This window comes from Rhizomonospora bruguierae (assembly GCF_018397995.1).
In the GTDB taxonomy this organism is placed as follows: Bacteria; Actinomycetota; Actinomycetes; order Mycobacteriales; family Micromonosporaceae; genus Rhizomonospora; species Rhizomonospora bruguierae.
The window spans coordinates 1-14,842 of the sequence record NZ_BBQH01000101.1 but is presented as its reverse complement, the minus strand read 5'-3'; the positions used below and the strand labels follow the sequence as shown (position 1 = coordinate 14,842).

General features: G+C 75.0%; 15 protein-coding genes. 6 read left to right on the top strand and 9 right to left on the bottom strand.

From position 1 onward, the window contains the following. Positions 1–3 precede the first annotated feature (3 nt). From KJS59_RS29625 to KJS59_RS29600, 6 genes are all read right to left on the bottom strand, one after another. Entirely contained in the window at positions 4–891 is an 888-nt protein-coding gene (locus KJS59_RS29625; protein ID WP_213457135.1) for an aminoglycoside phosphotransferase family protein, read from the bottom strand. A 113-nt stretch (positions 892–1,004) separates the two neighbouring features. After that, the gene (locus tag KJS59_RS29620; protein ID WP_213457133.1) at positions 1,005–1,583 is read right to left on the bottom strand and encodes a mycothiol transferase; all 579 of its coding nucleotides are present in this window, start codon (positions 1,581–1,583) and stop codon (positions 1,005–1,007) included. After that, on the bottom strand, positions 1,580–2,095 hold the full coding sequence (locus tag KJS59_RS29615; RefSeq protein WP_213457131.1) for a hypothetical protein: 516 nt from the start codon (positions 2,093–2,095) through the stop codon (positions 1,580–1,582). The genes KJS59_RS29620 and KJS59_RS29615 overlap by 4 nt, the downstream gene beginning before the upstream one ends. Before the next feature lie 312 nt (positions 2,096–2,407). Continuing rightward, positions 2,408–4,027, bottom strand: coding sequence for a histidine kinase (locus KJS59_RS31950; protein ID WP_213457129.1), 1,620 nt, complete (start codon positions 4,025–4,027; stop codon positions 2,408–2,410). Between the two features lie 78 nt (positions 4,028–4,105). After that, on the bottom strand, positions 4,106–4,333 hold the full coding sequence (locus tag KJS59_RS29605; protein ID WP_213457127.1) for a hypothetical protein: 228 nt from the start codon (positions 4,331–4,333) through the stop codon (positions 4,106–4,108). Positions 4,334–4,477: 144 nt separating this feature from the next. Beyond that, positions 4,478–5,497, bottom strand: coding sequence for an amidohydrolase family protein (locus KJS59_RS29600; RefSeq protein WP_213457125.1), 1,020 nt, complete (start codon positions 5,495–5,497; stop codon positions 4,478–4,480). Between the two features lie 158 nt (positions 5,498–5,655). Between KJS59_RS29600 and KJS59_RS29595 the strand changes: the two genes are divergently transcribed. Then, positions 5,656–6,309: a GntR family transcriptional regulator gene (locus KJS59_RS29595; protein ID WP_213457123.1), complete on the top strand. Its 654-nt coding sequence runs from the start codon at positions 5,656–5,658 to the stop codon at positions 6,307–6,309. Positions 6,310–6,352: 43 nt separating this feature from the next. Here the strand turns inward: KJS59_RS29595 and KJS59_RS29590 are convergent, their stop codons facing one another. Next, positions 6,353–7,057: a 4-carboxy-4-hydroxy-2-oxoadipate aldolase/oxaloacetate decarboxylase gene (locus KJS59_RS29590; protein WP_213457121.1), complete on the bottom strand. Its 705-nt coding sequence runs from the start codon at positions 7,055–7,057 to the stop codon at positions 6,353–6,355. 344 nt (positions 7,058–7,401) lie between these two features. Here KJS59_RS29590 and KJS59_RS29585 point away from each other — a divergent pair, with 344 nt between their 5' ends. Both KJS59_RS29585 and KJS59_RS29580 read left to right on the top strand, forming a co-directional pair. Next, positions 7,402–7,644 (top strand): hypothetical protein, encoded by a 243-nt coding sequence (locus KJS59_RS29585; protein ID WP_213457119.1) that lies wholly within the window; start codon positions 7,402–7,404, stop codon positions 7,642–7,644. A gap of 129 nt (positions 7,645–7,773) precedes the next feature. Then, positions 7,774–9,042, top strand: coding sequence for an MGDG synthase family glycosyltransferase (locus KJS59_RS29580; protein ID WP_213457117.1), 1,269 nt, complete (start codon positions 7,774–7,776; stop codon positions 9,040–9,042). Positions 9,043–9,206: 164 nt separating this feature from the next. Here KJS59_RS29580 and KJS59_RS29575 read toward each other — a convergent pair whose 3' ends face one another. Continuing rightward, positions 9,207–10,430 (bottom strand): D-alanyl-D-alanine carboxypeptidase family protein, encoded by a 1,224-nt coding sequence (locus KJS59_RS29575; RefSeq protein WP_213457115.1) that lies wholly within the window; start codon positions 10,428–10,430, stop codon positions 9,207–9,209. A gap of 182 nt (positions 10,431–10,612) precedes the next feature. On the opposite strand from KJS59_RS29575, the gene KJS59_RS29570 reads away from it, so the two are divergent. Further along, positions 10,613–10,951: a YciI family protein gene (locus KJS59_RS29570; RefSeq protein ID WP_213457113.1), complete on the top strand. Its 339-nt coding sequence runs from the start codon at positions 10,613–10,615 to the stop codon at positions 10,949–10,951. Then, the gene (locus KJS59_RS29565) at positions 10,948–12,168 is read left to right on the top strand and encodes an RNA polymerase sigma factor (protein WP_213457110.1); all 1,221 of its coding nucleotides are present in this window, start codon (positions 10,948–10,950) and stop codon (positions 12,166–12,168) included. The genes KJS59_RS29570 and KJS59_RS29565 overlap by 4 nt, the downstream gene beginning before the upstream one ends. Positions 12,169–12,227: 59 nt before the next feature. Here KJS59_RS29565 and KJS59_RS29560 read toward each other — a convergent pair whose 3' ends face one another. Further along, positions 12,228–12,974, bottom strand: a complete 747-nt coding sequence (locus tag KJS59_RS29560; protein ID WP_213457108.1) for a DUF6544 family protein — start codon at positions 12,972–12,974, stop codon at positions 12,228–12,230. 181 nt (positions 12,975–13,155) lie between these two features. On the opposite strand from KJS59_RS29560, the gene KJS59_RS29555 reads away from it, so the two are divergent. Continuing rightward, positions 13,156–14,842, top strand: a 1,687-nt coding sequence (locus tag KJS59_RS29555) for a pyruvate, phosphate dikinase (protein WP_213457106.1), incomplete at its 3' end; no start/stop codon positions are given.

Genomic DNA, 14,842 nt, shown 5'->3' with positions numbered 1-14,842 from the left:
TACTCAGGCGGCGATGATGCGCGCGAGGGTGCGGCTACCCATCCGGCTCATGGTGGGGTTGCTCTCGATGTAGTACCAGACGGCGCCCATCGCCTGGACGAAGGCCCACGCCCGGCCACGCTCCCACTCGGCGTCGTCGCAGCCGACGGCGTCGCGGAACAGCCGGCGGGGTCCGGGCTCAAGCAGGTGCCAGGCGCCAATGAGGTCCAGGGCGGGATCGGCCGGGCCCAGGCCGCCCGCGTCGAGGATGCCGGCCAGCCGCCCGCCCGACACGAGGACGTTGCCAGCGATCAGGTCGCCGTGGTTCATGACGTCCGGGTCCGCGCCGCGGGGCAGGTCGCGCATGACGGCCCACATCCGGCGTAGCCGGGGTACGTCCAGGAGCCCTTCGCTGCGGTCGAAGCACTCGGTCATCCACGCGTCGTGCGTACGCAGGTCGCCGCCCCGGCCGGAGCCCGGGAAGGTACGGCCCTGGGTGTTGATGGCGCGCACGCCGGTGATGAACTCGGCCAGGTCGCGGGCGAACGCCTCGGATTCTCCCGGGTCCTCGGCGCTGGCCACGACGCCGGGCAGCCAGGTCTGCACGGACCATGGCATGGGGTACCCCGGGCCTGGCGCGCCGAGCGCGACCGGTACGGGCGTGGGGAACCGGGTGCGGCCCAGGAGTGCGCGGGTCGCCTCCGCCTCCGACGCCAACCACCGCCGCGCCGTTGCCACGTCCTGCGGCCGGAGCGGGAACCGGGCGGCGAGCCGGTCGCCGACGCGGAAGATGGCGTTGACCGTCCCCTCGGACGCGACGGCCCGGACCGGCAGGTGCCGCCACTGCGGGAACTGCTCGTCGATGAGTTCGCGCACCGTCTGGACGGGCACCGTCACCTGGTCAACATGCATCCGCACCCGGCCAGGGTGCGTTAGTCGATCTTCAGGGGCAACCGACTTTCGGACGGCGGCGATCACCACTGCCTGCCCTGGCGCCCCGGGCTGGGCCGGCCAGGAGGGGCCGCTCAGCCCGTGGCCGGGCCCTTCGCGCGCCAGCGCGCCGGCGGGTCCTCGCCGGCCCGGCCGTCCACGGCCTCGCGCAGCAGGTCGGCGTGGCCGGTGTGCCGGCCGTACTCCTCGATGAGATCGCAGACGAGCCGGCGCAGGCTGGCCTGCCGCCCGTCCGGCGTGCTCGCGTGGACGGGCTGGTCGAGCCCGCCCTCGGCCAGCGCCCTGCCGAGCCGCGCCCGGGACCGGTCGACCGCGGCGTCCCACAGCGCGTAGAGCAGTTCCGGGCTGTCCTCCCCGGCCGAGGTGAACTCCCAGTCGTTGGTGCCGTCCCAGCCCAGGGCCGCCCACGGCCCGCCGATCGGTTCGCCCCGCAGCTTCCCGGTGAACGTGTGGTCCTCCACCATGGCGAGGTGCTTGAGCAGGCCGCCGAGCGTGAGCGTGGAGGCGCCGACGCGGGTGCGCAGGCCGGTCGTGTCCAGGTCGTCGGCCTTCCAGCGGAAGGTCGCGCGCAGCCGGTCGAGCGCGCCGACAAGGTGCTCGACCTCGGTACCGGACAGGGGCGGCTCCCAGGGGCGGTCGTTCGCGTCGCTCATGGCGTCACCGTAGTCCGCACCCCCGACGATCCCCGTCCGCAACCGGCCCCATCGTCCGAGCCGATCTTCCTGCGCCCGGCTCCCGGGGCTCCCGTACGGGCGCCACAGTTCAAGCAGACTGGATCAGCCCCAAGGCATACCACAAGGGTGCCGGCCGTCGCGGCGGCGACGGTGGCGGCGAGCAGCGCCGGCCAGGCGCGGCCGAGACGGTGTGCCGCGACCAGCCACACCACGGGCATTATCGCGACCGAGCGCAGTCCGGCCATGTCGGCCGAACTGCCGTCCGCCAGGGTGGCACCGCTCCATCGGCGGCTGACCAGCAGGATGAGCAGGTAGTACAGCACGGTGGCCAGGACCAGCAGGCCGGTGGCGCCGGCGACGGCACGCCGCACGGTATCCGCGTGGCGGCCGGCCAGGACGGCGGCCAGCCCCCAGGCGAATCCGCTGGAGGTCAGCGCGACCATCACGTGGCCGGCGACGCCGTTGACGGAGTCGGCGGTGAAGGCCAGCACTCCAGTGCGGTCGCGACGGCGGCGACGTTCCCGGCGTACCCGGGCCGACGCCGCTGGATAGCGGTGTCGGTCATGTCCGGCCTCCTCGGGTTCGGCAGCGCAGCGTAGCCCGGTGGTACCGGTCGGCAGGGCGGACCCGGGGCGTGTCCTCGACATGCTCTCGGGTGGCCCCGTCGGGCCGAGGGGACCGGCGTACATGGCGGCTCTGTCCAATGGGGAGGTTTCGCTGCTCATCGCGTGAGCGCCCGGCTCACCGGCGGCGGTTACCGCCCACCCCGAGCTGTTTGGGAAACCGCGCCGGTACCGGCCTAGCTACCGGCCGTCGCGGTCGGTGCGGGCTCCGTCGTCAGATCGGGCACGTCGGGCGGGGTCGGTGACTCCGTGGGGGACACCGACGCCGTGGCCGTCGGGGACGTCGACTGCGTGGGCGTGGGCGTGGGCGTGGGCGACGGGGTGCGCGTCGGAGTGGGGGCCGGGTCGGTCGGCGTCGGCGCGGGCGCCGTCGACTTCGGTGGGGGCGCCGTCGACTTCGGCGCGGGCTGCGCGCGTGCCGGGGCCGGCGGCGTCCGGGCCGGCGCGGGCGACGGGGCAGCCGATCCCGCGGGGGCGTTCCAGCCGGGTGCCGGAACGGTGGACGGCGTCGGCGCGGGTCCGGTCGCCACCGGGACGGTCGGATCCGGGGTGGGTACGGGCTGCGCGGGCGTCCCCCCGGCGGTCTGCTCCAGCACGGCCGACTGGTCCGGCCCGCCCGTCGCCGCGATGCCCGCCGGGCCGTTCGCACCCGCCCGGGGCGGGCCGTCCGCCGCGTTCAGCGCCAGTTCGACGCTCAGCACCGTCCCGGCGACGGCCGTCGCTGCCGCCGCGAGCACGGCGACGGGGAAGAACCGGCGGGTGGCGCGCGGCCGCAGGTGCCGCGGGCGATGTGCGTGCTTCATGGCTAGCCGGTGGTGTTGACGGGACCGGGGACGGACGGCGGAAGCGGGGGCATTGCGTCTCCTTCCGGCGCCGCCTACCGGGCTGGACCGGCGCCAGACCCGTTGACCCTACTGGCCGCCGTTTGGCCTGCATAGCCCAGGTCCCGTCGCTGTTGCCAGCGGGCCGGAAAGGCACTGCCGTGCCGGCTGGTGCGGCCGGACGCGCGCCTATTCTGGCCGGTACGCCCGCGGCCGACGCCTCCGCGGCCAGCGCCCGCAGCGCCTCCGGCAGCGGCGCCACCGGTCGGCGCTCGCGCAGCGCGGAGACCGAGCGGCGCACCTCGCGTAACGCCTCCTCCGCCTGCTCCTGCGCCTTCGCCAACACCTCATCGGCGCGGTCGGGGCGGTCCGGGAGCACCGCGCGGGCCGCCTTGATCTGCATCTGCACCACGGTGAGGGCGTGCCCGAGCCCGTCGTGGATGTCCCGCGCGACCCGGTTGCGCTCCTGCACGGCGGCCAGCCGCTCGGCCTGCACCGCGTACTCCCGGAGTTGGGCGTGCGCCTCGGCCAGGTCGGCCCGGGCCCGCTGCTCGCGGGCCAGCAGCTTGGTCAGCACGGCGGCGAAGACCGCCACGGCGAGCAGCCCCAGCCCTTCGCGCAGCCCGTCGGCCAGCGCCATGCCGGTGTGGAAGAACGGCACGATCGCCACCACGACCGCCGCCGCCGGCAGCGGCAGCAGCAGCACGGCCTGGCTGACCAGGACGACCAGCAGCAGGATCGCGCCGACCGAGACGTCGGAGGCGACGAAGACCGCGTAGCCGAGGAGCAGCAGCGCGAGGACGTACGCGTAGGCCGGCCACCGCGCTGCCCGCCGCCGGGCCCACTCGAACCCGAGCGTGGCGGCCACCAGGAAAGCCGTGCCGGGCGCCAGGGCGAGGGCGGGCCGGTGCGCGCCGACGACGTCGATCACCAGGGTGAGGTAGGCGGCGAGGGTCAGCGCCGCCAGGGCGCGCGTCACCCCACCACTGTCGGGCCCACCGGCACGCGGGTCAACCGGCGCGCGGGGCCGGGCTCGCACCGTCCCGGCCCCGCGCCGTTATCGGCTCTTGAGCTCCCGGTAGAGCTGCTGGGGTTCGGTGATGAACCGGGTCTTGCGCTGCCTGAGCCGGGACAGGTCCTCGACCATGTGCGACACCTCGCGAGGCGTCAGCCGGGAGTCGGCGTCGCCGTCCTGCTTCAGCCACCTGATCATTTCGTCATAGCCGTGCCACTCGCGTTTGCGCAGCAGGTGCGCGACGTCGGACTGCTCGTAGTCCTTCCGCATGCGGTCGCTGTTCGGGTTCTGGAGCGACCTGGCGAGCCTCCCTCGAACGGACGCGGCATCAGGGCCGGGATACCCGGCGAGGTCCACCCCATTCCCGGCTCCGGCTGCTTGAGCAGCGATCCCTTTCCTGCCCGGTCGTCATCGCTAACGGTTACGGTCCTGGAGGGCGGCGTCGAGCCGGGGGTAGACGCGGCGGGCATTGCCCTCGTAGACCCTGTGCCGATCGGCTGGCGACAGGTCCAGCGCGTCGACGTAGCGGCGGGTGTCGTCGAAGTGGTGGCCGGTGCGGGGATCGATGCCGCGCACGGCGCCGACCATTTCCGAGCCGAACAGGACGTTGTCCACGCCGATGACGCCGAACAGCAGGTCGATGCCGGGCTGGTGGTACACGCAGGTGTCGAAGAAGACGTTGCCCAGCAGGGACTCCTCCGGGGCGGGCCGGTCCAGCATGTCGGCCAGGCCCCGGAAGCGGCCCCAGTGGTAGGGAACCGCTCCCCCGCCGTGTGGGATGACGAACCGCAGGTCCGGGAAGTCCTTGAACAGGTCCGCCTGGAGGAACTGCATGAACGCGGCGGTGTCGGCGTTGAGGTAGTGCGACCCGGTGGCGTGGAAGTTGGGGTTGGTCACCGCCGAGACGTGGACCATGGCCGGCACCTCCAGCTCCACCATCGCCTCGTAGAACGGGTACCAGCTACGGTCGGTCAGCGGCGGAGAGGTCCAGTGGCCGCCGCTGGGGTCGGGGTTGAGGTTGCAGCCCACGAACCCCAGCTCCAGGACGCAGCGGCGCAGTTCGGCGACGGAGTTGGCGACGGGAACGCCGGGCGACTGCGGGAGCTGGCAGGCGCCGACGAAGCTCTCCGGGTACAGCTCGACGACGCGGGCGACGAGATCGTTACAGGCGCGCGTCCAGCGGGCGCTGACCGCCTCGTCGCCGACGTGGTGGCCCATCGCCGAGGCGCGCGGGGAGAAGATGGTCAGGTCCACGCCGCGCTCCCGCATCAGGCGCAGCTGACTGCCCTCAATGGACTCCCGGATGGCGTCGTCCGGGATGGCCGGGTAGGGCGGGCACAGCGTGCCGGCGGCGAAGGCGGCGCGCTGCGCCTCCCGCCACGCGGTGTGCGCCGCCGGCGCGGTGGTGTAGTGGCCGTGGCAGTCGATGATCAAGGCGCCTCCCCGGGCGCCGGCCGGCGGCCGGCGGGTCTGTTGACGAGACCGTAGCGACGCGGGCGAGACCGTCGCAATAACTGTCTAGAAGATTGTTGACAATATCCGGGGCGCCGCCGAGCGCGGCCCTAGACTCGTCCCCGACGAACGGAGGACCGATGGCACAGACCGCGCGCGAGGGCGCCGCCGCCACGAAACTGGCGGCCGACGCGTTGCGCACCGCGCTGACGAATGGTGACCTGGCGCCCGGGCAGCGGCTGGTGGAGGCCGAACTCGCCGAGTCGTTCAACGTCAGCCGCGCCAGCCTCCGCGCGGCACTGATCGACCTGGCCGCCGAGGGCCTGGTCGAGCGGATCCCCAACCGCGGCGCCCGGGTCCGCGTCGTCTCCGTGACCGAGGCGGTCGCCATCACCGAGTGCCGGATGGTCCTCGAAGGGCTGTGCGCGGCCAAGGCGGCCGAGCGGGTCAGCGACGAGCAGATCGGCGTCCTGACCGACCTCTGCGACCGGATGCGCCACTCGGTCGACAGCGGCGACCCGATGAGGTACTCGGCGCTCAACCGCGAACTGCACCGCCTGGTCCGCGAGTACGCGGCGCAGCCGGTCGCCGCGGGCCTGCTCGACCGGCTCAACGGCCAACTCGTGCGGCACCAGTTCCGGCTCGCGCTGCGTCCCGGGCGGCCGGCCGTCTCCCTGCGGGAGCACCTCGCGATCGTGGACGCGATCGCCGCGCGCCGCCCCGCCGAAGCCGAGGCGGCCGCCCGCGCCCACCTCGGCAGCGTCATCGCGGCGCTCCAGCAGACCGACGCCTAACGGCCTCCTCCGTCCATCATGGACCTGTGGCGCCGCCCGTAGCTCACGGCTCGCCCCGGCCGTACTCGTCATACGGGACGTACTCGATGCCCAGGTCCGCGAGCTTCGCGCGCAGCCCGTACCGATCCAGCCCCAACTCGCCGCCCCGGAAGGCGGCGCGGGTCGCGTCCTCCTTGTCGACCCGCGCCCGCGCGGCGGTCAGCGCCCGCGGCACGTCGGAACGCGGCACCACCAGCGCCCCGTCGTCGTCGGCGACGACGACGTCGCCGGGGTGGATGGTCTGCCCACCGAGGACGACCGGTACGTTCACGCAACCGGGGGTCGCCTTGACCGTGCCCTGCGCGCTGACCGCCCGCGACCAGGCCGGGAACCCCATCTCCCGTAACTGCGCCACATCCCGCACGCCGGTACCGAGCACGACACCACGGACCCCGCGCCGGGCCAGCGCGGTGGCGAACAACTCGCCGAACAGCCCGTCACTCGACGGCGACGCGGTCGCGACCACGAGCACGTCACCGGGCCGGCACTGCTCCACCGCCACGTGGATCATCAGGTTGTCCCCGGGCCAGCAGAGAACGGTGACGGCGGTACCGCCGACCCGCGCCCCGGCCCACGCGGGCCTGATCTGTGGCCCGAGGTAGCCGACGCGCCCCAGCGCCTCGTGCACCGTGGCGACCCCGTACTCGCCGAGGCGCTCCGCGTCGCGGATGTCCGCCCGCGGTGGATCGGTGACGACAACGGTCCGCATGGCTGCCCTCCTCGGCGTCCGCCGTACGACGGTAGGAGGTTGCCGACAGAATTGTCAACAATGCGGGATGAGTACGCCAACCGACCGCGGTCCACCGCGCGGCCGTTGCGGCCTCCTACCACCGGGGGCGCTCGCCAGTCACCGTTTGGGTGCTCCCAACCGGCGGGGCGCACCGGTCGCTGGTGGGCCGGTTGGGAACTCGTCGCGGCGACGCGATGGGCGCGCGCTCTGGCGATGTTCGCAGAGCATATGCCGCATGGGGCGGAGATAGGCTGGCGAGGTACCAGGGTTCTCTGGAGGCGACGATGAACCAGAGGAAAACAACCCACGGTTGGACGCCATCGGTGCCCCACATCGACGACTCGACGGACGTGCGCACCATCCGCGCCGAGGCGGAGCACATCGCGGTGCCCAACTTCGACTGGGTCGCCGAGCCCATCACCGCCCTGATCGACGGAGTCACCGGGCACGCCCGGGACGGCGTGAGCCCGGTGAGCGACGAGCGGCCGGCACCACGCTGGACGCGCTTCCGGCTGCTGACGAGGATCGGGGTCCGACCGCATCGAGGACTGACCGCTGATCGGTGACCCGCGCGCACCCGGCCGCGTTCGACCGGTAGTTCCCGGCGGCCACCGACGCGGCGGAGATCAACGTGCCGGAAGCCATCGGGTGGGATGCCGCGGTTAAACACCGGCCTCGTCGGTATGAAGCAATCGATGGACGGTGCAGCAGACGGCGGTACCGCGCCGGGCCGGATCGTCGTGGTGTCCGCGGCGATCGGGGCGGGCCACGACAGCGCGGCCCGGGAACTGGGCCGCCGGCTCAGCGCGCTCGGGTTCCGGGTCGACCACGCGGACCTGCTGGACCAGTTGCCGTGGCGGCTGGGGCGGCTGGTGTTCCACACGTACAAGGGCATGGTGAACCGGGCGCCGTGGAGCTACGAGGCGCTGTACCGGGTCACCGACCGGTTCCCGGCCGCCGTGCCCCTGATGCGGGCGCTGCTGCGCCCCCTGCACCGCCGGTTACGCCGGCTGATCCCGGCCGACACCCGGGCGGTCGTCGCCACCTACCCGTTCGCCGGCCAGGTTCTCGGCCCGATGCGGCGGACCGGGCGGCTGACCGTCCCGGTCGTCACCTACATCACCGACTTCTCCGTGCACTCGACGTGGGTCTGCCCCTGGGTGGACGTGCACTGCGCCGCGCACCCGCTGACCGGCGCCCGGGCCCGCGCCCTCGGCGCCGCCGACGTCCGGGTGGTCGACCCGCTGGTCTCCGACCGGTTCCGCCCGGTGCCGGCGGCGGCCAAGCGGCGGGCGCGGGAGCGGTTCGGGCTGCCCGCCGACGCCCGGCTCGCGCTCGTCGTGGGTGGCTCGTGGGGGCTGGGCGACCTGGCCTCGTCGGCCGCCGACATCGGCGCGACCCGGGCCGCCGAACCGGTCGTGGTCTGCGGCCGGAACACCCGCCTGTACCGGCGCCTGCGCCGCGGGGCCGCCACGGGCGCCGGCGGGCACGTCCTGGGCTGGGTGGACGACGTGGCCGCGCTGATGCGCACGGCCGACGTGGTGGTGGAGAACGGCGGCGGGATGAGCAGCCGGGAGGCGATGGTCGCGGGGATCCCGGTCGCCTCGTACCGGCCGCTGCCCGGCCACGGGCGGGCCAGCGCGTCGGTGATGGCCGGCGCCGGGGTGGCCGCCTGGATCCGCCGCCCGGACGCGCTCCGCGCGACCCTGACCGACCTAATCGACGGCGCGGACGGGCACCGCGTCCGCTCCGCCGGGCTGGCCCTGCCCGACACCGACACCGCCGCCCTCGTCGCGGACGCGGCGGCCGGCGCCGAACCGGCCGGCCCGCCGGCGCCGAACCGGGCCGGCGCGCTGCGCGCCGCGTCGCTGCTGGCCGGCGCGGCCGCCCTCGTGGTGGCGAACCGCCGGCGCGCACGCCTCGCCGCCGAGCGCCACCCACCGGGTAGAGCCAGCGCCTGGTAGGCGGGGCGCCTGGGGCCCCTGGCTCAGGCGCCCGAGGTCAGGGCGGCGGGCGGCGGGGCGCCTGGCTCAAGCATCGAGGTCAGGCGGCGGGGCGCGTGAGGGCGCCTGGCTCAGGCGCCCGAGGTCAGGGCGGCGGACTGCGGGGCGGGTGGGGGCGCCCTGGCTCAGGCGTCGAGGTCGCCGCGGCGCCGGCCGATCCGGCGCCCGTTCCACCACCAGGCGCCGGCGAGCGCCGCGACCAGCATCGCGGCGATGACACCGATCGCACCGACGAGTCGCGGCGTCGACCGGTCACCGGCGGCGGTGGACGCGGCCTCCGCGGCGACCGGGGCGGGCCCGCCCGTCGCCCGGCCGGTGGCGGCCGGCGAGCCGCCCAGCGGCTGGGGCGGCGGCACGAGCCGGCCGACGGTGGCGGAGCGGGGCTGGGCGAAGCCCCAGTCGAGCAGCGCCGCGCCCTGCTCCCACCCGCGTTGCGGGGACGCGTCGGCGCCGAGCAGGGTGACCAGCAGGCGCCGCCCGTCGCGCTGCGCCGCGCCGACGAAGCTGTGCCGGGCCAGGTCCGTGTACCCGGTCTTGCCGCCCAGCGCGCCCCGGTACCGGTACAGCAGTTGGTTGTCGTTCTGGATGCCGTACCCGGCCTGGTGCAGCCGCGGCTGCGGCGGGATCCACGCCTGGCGGCTGGCGACGTAGCGGCGGAAGTCCGGCCGGGTGAAGTCCGCGCGGGCGATCAGGGCCAGATCGTACGCGGTGGTGACCTGGCCGGGCCCGTCCAGGCCGGACGGCGTGGCGGCGTGCGTGCGGTACGCACCCAGGCGCCGCGCCTCGGCGTTCATCCCGGCGACGCCGGCGGCCGCGGTGCCGCCGCCGAGGCGGGCCAGCACGTTGGCCGCGTCGTTGCCCGAGTTGAGCAGCAGCCCGAGCCACAGCGTGTCGATCCGGTACCGGCCGCCGCGCACCAGGCCGACCGCCGAGCTGCCCGGTTCGAAGTCCATGTCCGCCTCGGTCACCTCGACCACCCGGTTCGGGTCCAGCCGGGGCATCACGGCGGCCACCAGCAGCAACTTCTGCACGCTGGCCGGCCGGCCGTACTCGTGCGGCCCGCACCCGCCCAGCACCGCGCCGGTGTCGAGGTCGGCGACCAGCCACGAGTCGGCGGTCACCGCGGGTGGGCGGGTGGCGCCGGCCGGGACCGCGAGGCCGGCGGTCCGCAGCCGCTCACCGGCGCCGGCCGGCGGCGGCACCGGCGGGGACGGGTGCGGCCGGGCCGAGGCCGGCCGGGCGACCGCGCCCGGGCAGGGCACGTCCCGCACGCTCCGCTCCGGCCTGCCCGCCATGGGCGTCGCCACGACGGCGCACGCGAGGGCGGCGACGACGGCCCGCCAGTACATATCAACGGAGCGTAATCATGACGGCGCCCGCGCCGGCGGTGTCGAAACGGCGGTGCCCCGTTCGTGTAGATGGCGAGCGGCCGGCGACCGGCGGGCCGCCATCGACGAGGAGGCCGAGGCCGTGCCCACCACCGGTGTCATCATCGCGATGTACCGCCCCAGGACCGAAAGGAGCGCGTGACATGCGCCAGTATCTGCTCAGCATCTACCAGCCGGACGGCGACCCGCCGCCGCCCGAGGTCCTCGCCCCGATCATGGCCGAGCTCGCCGCGCTGGAGCGGGAGATGCGGGACGCCGGCGCCTGGGTGTTCTCCGCCGCCCTGCTCCCGCCCGGCGCCGGCACCGTCGTGCGGGACCGCGACGGCGAGGCGCTGCTGACCGACGGGCCGTTCACGGAGGGCAAGGAGCACCTGGGCGGCTTCACGATCGTCAACGCGTCCGACCTGGACGCCGCGCTGGCCTGGGGCGGCCGGATGGCGCGCGCCACGACGCTGCCGGTCGAGGTGCGACCCATCGCGTGACCAGCGAGATCGAGGCGGTCTTCCGCCGGGAGTACGGCCGGGCGGTCGCGGTCCTGGTGCGCGCCTTCGGCGACATCGATGTCGCCGAAGAGGCGGTCCAGGACGCGTTCGCCGCGGCCGTGCGCCGCTGGCCGGCCGAGGGGGTACCGCCCAACCCGGCTGGGTGGATCATCACGACCGCGCGCAACCGGGCGGTCGACCGGCTGCGGCGGGAGGCGACCCGGGCCGACCGGCACGCGGCGGCGGCGCTGCGGCCGCCCGAGGACGGCACCGAGGCGACGCAGGAGGGCCCCGTGCGCGACGACCGGCTCCGGCTGATCTTCACCTGCTGCCACCCCGCGCTCGCCCCGGCCGCCCGGGTCGCGCTGACCCTGCGGCTGCTCGGCGGGCTCAGCACCGCCGAGATCGCCCGCGCGTTCCTGGTCGCGGAGGCGACGATGGCGCAGCGGATCAGCCGGGCCAAGGGCAAGATCCGTGACGCGGGCATCCCGTACCGGGTCCCGCGCGATGCCGACCTGCCCGGCCGGCTGCGCGCGGTCCTCGCCGTGGTGTACCTGATCTTCAACGAGGGCCACACCGCCAGCCGCGGCGCGCGCCTGACCCGCGACGACCTGGGCGCGGAGGCGATCCGCCTCGGCCGCCCGCTCGCGGCGCTGATGCCCGACGAGCCGGAGGTGCTCGGCCTGCTCGGGCTGATGCTGCTGGTCCAGGCGCGCCGGCCGGCCCGCACCGGCCCGGGCGGGGAGTTCATCCGCCTCGACCAGCAGGACCGCACCCGGTGGGACCGCGCGCTGATCGTCGAGGGTCAGGATCTGGTCCGCCGGTGCCTGCGCCGGGGGCGGCCGGGCGAGTACCAGATCCAGGCCGCCATCAATGCCGTGCACGCGGACGCCCGGGCCGCCGCCGACACCGACTGGCCCCAGATCCTGACCCTGTACGGCCAGCTCATGGCGCTGGCGCCGGGGCCGATCGTGGCGCTGCACCGGGCGGTCGCGCTCGCCGAGGTGCGCGGACCCGCCGCCGCCCTGCCCCTGGTCGACGCGATCGGCGGCCTGGAGCGCCACCACGTGTTCCACGCCGTCCGCGCCGACCTCCTGCGTCGCCTCGGCCGCACCGGCGAGGCGGCGGCGGCGTACGAACGGGCGGCCGCGCTGACCGGCAACGAGGCCGAACGCCGCTACCTGACCGCCCGCCGCGCCCTACTGCCACCCGACTGACTGCCCCACTCGCCCCGCCCGTGCCGCGAGCGGGGCGGGGCGAGTGGGTGGGGTGGGGGTTAGGTGACCGGGTCCAGGGCGGTCAGGTGGCATTGGAGGAACGCGCCGCGGTCCCAGCGGTCGGTGTCCGGGTGCCAGCCCGCGATGCCGACGGCCGGGACGGTCAGGCCGCCGAAGCTCGCGTAGCCGGTGACGTCGAGGCCGAACCGGTGCCAGCCCCAGGTGCCGGTGCCGTCCGGGTCGCCCCACCGGGCGAGGCGGACGGCGGTGACGCGGGCCTCGTCGTCGACGGTCAGGCGCACGTCGCAGGCCAGCCCGTCGATCGGGAACGCCGCCCGCAGGTGGTGGTCGTCGTCGGCGGTCCACCGCACGCCGTACCGGGGCAGCAGGGCGGTCGGCACCCAGCACGCCTCGGCGGCGGCGCGCCCCGCGTTGCCGCGCGCCACGTCGGGCCCGAAGGCGTTGACGATCGGCAGGCCGAGCAGGCTCCAGTGCACCTGGCCCCAGCCGTCGGCGTACGCCTCGGAGCCGGTGATGAGGCCGCCGACCCGGGCGCCGAACCGGAACCCGCGGTGCGGGCTGAGCAGTTCGGCGGCCCGGAACGGCACCCAGCCGACGCCCAGCCGGATGCGGCCGGTCATGGTCAGGCGGGCGGCGTGGGCGAGGCGGGTACCCGACGTGATCGCCGCGCGCAGGTAGCGGCGCACGGGTTCGGGCACCCCGGCGACCTCGGCGTCGGTGAACACGTCGGTCGGTGCGGCGTCCAACAGCCGCACGTCCATCGGTGAGATGGCCAGGCTGGGCATGACGACTCCTCCTCCGCCGGCGGCGCGCGGGCGTGACCCACCTCGCCGCCCCATCGTCGGACCGGCCCCGGCCGGCGCGGATGCGCGCAACGGCCCGACCCGGCGGGACCTTCGACTCTCCTGTGCGCAGCCCCGGCCGCGGTACGAACGGGGAGAGCCACCTCGGCGGGAGGGGATTGCGATGCGTAAGTACGTCTACGACTTCACCGAGGGCAACAAGGATCTGAAGGACCTGCTGGGCGGCAAGGGCGCGAACCTCGCCGAGATGACCCGGCTGGGGCTGCCGGTGCCACCCGGCTTCACCATCACCACCGAGGCGTGCCGCGCCTACCTGGCCGGCGGGACCGTCCCCGTTGGCCTGTTCGACGAGGTGGAGGAGCACCTGAGGCGGATGCAGGAGCGGATGGGGCGCCGCCTCGGCGACCCGGCCGCCCCGCTGCTGCTGTCCGTCCGGTCGGGCGCGAAGTTCTCCATGCCCGGGATGATGGAGACGATCCTGGACATCGGCCTGACCGACGAGACGGTGGACGGCATGGCCCGGGACACCGGCGACGAGCGGGCCGCGTGGGATTCGTACCGGCGGCTGATCCAGATGTTCGGCCGGACCGTCTGCGACGTGCCGGGCGAGCAGTTCGACCGGGCGCTGGACGCGGTCAAGGTCGCCGCCGGGGCCGCGGCCGACACCGACCTGACTGCCGACGACCTGCGGGTGCTGGTCGAGGAGTACAAGAAGGTCTTCCACGCGCACACCGGGCAGGACTTCCCGCAGGTCCCGCACGAGCAGTTGGCCCTGGCGATCCGGGCGGTGTTCCGGTCGTGGAACTCCGAGCGCGCGGCGCTGTACCGGCGGCGCGAGCGGATCCCCGGCGACCTGGGCACGGCGGTGAACGTGATGGCGATGGTCTTCGGCAACCTCGGCCCCGACTCGGGTACCGGCGTGGCGTTCACCCGCGACCCGGCCACCGGGGTCCGCGGCGTCTACGGCGACTACCTGCCCAACGCGCAGGGCGAGGACGTGGTGGCCGGCATCCGCAACACGATCCCGCTGGAGGAGTTGGCGACGCTGGACCCGCGCAACTACGCCGCGCTGACCGCCATCATGTCCACATTGGAGCTCCACTACCGCGACCTGTGCGACATCGAGTTCACCATCGAACGCGGCCGGCTGTGGATGCTCCAGACCCGGGTCGGCAAGCGCACCGCCGCGGCGGCGTTCACCATCGCCGCGCACCTGGTGGACGAGGGCGTCATCGACCTGGACGAGGCGCTGACCCGGGTCACCGGTGCCCAACTGGCCCGGTTGATGTTCCCGCGCTTCGACCGGGGCACGGCCGGCGAGCCGCTGGCGACCGGCGTGGCGGCCTCCCCCGGCGCCGCCGTCGGCGCGGTGGTGTTCGACTCCGAGCGGGCCGCCCGCGCGACCGGCCCGGTGATCCTGGTACGCCGCGAGACCACCCCCGACGACCTGCCCGGCATGATCGCGGCGGCCGGCATCCTGACCGCCCGGGGCGGCAAGACCAGCCACGCCGCGGTCGTGGCCCGCGGCATGGGCCGGACCTGCGTCTGCGGCGCCGAGGCCATCGAGATCGACGTGGCGGCCCGCCGGTTCACGGTCGGCGGCACGGTGGTGCGCGAGGGTGACGTCATCTCCATCGACGGCTCCGACGGGCACGTCTACCTCGGCGAGGTGCCGGTGCGCCCGTCCCCGGTCATGCGGTACCTGGAGGGCGAGGTGGCGCCGGAGAGCGACCCGCTGGTGTCGGCGGTCCACCGGTTGCTGCGCCACGCCGACGCGCGCCGCCGCCTGGGCGTCGAGGCGAACGCGGACACCCCGGCGGACGCGGCGCGGGCCCGGCGGTTCGGTGCGG

Bases quoted from the DNA above. Each gene is read 5' to 3' on its own strand.
- KJS59_RS29595 (WP_213457123.1), top strand. From the start codon at position 5,656: ATGGCACAGACCGCGCGCGAGGGCGCCGCCGCCACGAAACTGGCGGCC.
- KJS59_RS29620 (WP_213457133.1), bottom strand. From the start codon at position 1,583: ATGAGCGACGCGAACGACCGCCCCTGGGAGCCGCCCCTGTCCGGTACC.
- KJS59_RS29605 (WP_213457127.1), bottom strand. From the start codon at position 4,333: ATGCGGAAGGACTACGAGCAGTCCGACGTCGCGCACCTGCTGCGCAAA.
- KJS59_RS29560 (WP_213457108.1), bottom strand. From the start codon at position 12,974: ATGCCCAGCCTGGCCATCTCACCGATGGACGTGCGGCTGTTGGACGCC.
- KJS59_RS29625 (WP_213457135.1), bottom strand. From the start codon at position 891: ATGCATGTTGACCAGGTGACGGTGCCCGTCCAGACGGTGCGCGAACTC.
- KJS59_RS29570 (WP_213457113.1), top strand. From the start codon at position 10,613: ATGCGCCAGTATCTGCTCAGCATCTACCAGCCGGACGGCGACCCGCCG.
- KJS59_RS29590 (WP_213457121.1), bottom strand. From the start codon at position 7,057: ATGCGGACCGTTGTCGTCACCGATCCACCGCGGGCGGACATCCGCGAC.
- KJS59_RS29575 (WP_213457115.1), bottom strand. From the start codon at position 10,430: ATGTACTGGCGGGCCGTCGTCGCCGCCCTCGCGTGCGCCGTCGTGGCG.
- KJS59_RS29580 (WP_213457117.1), top strand. From the start codon at position 7,774: ATGGACGGTGCAGCAGACGGCGGTACCGCGCCGGGCCGGATCGTCGTG.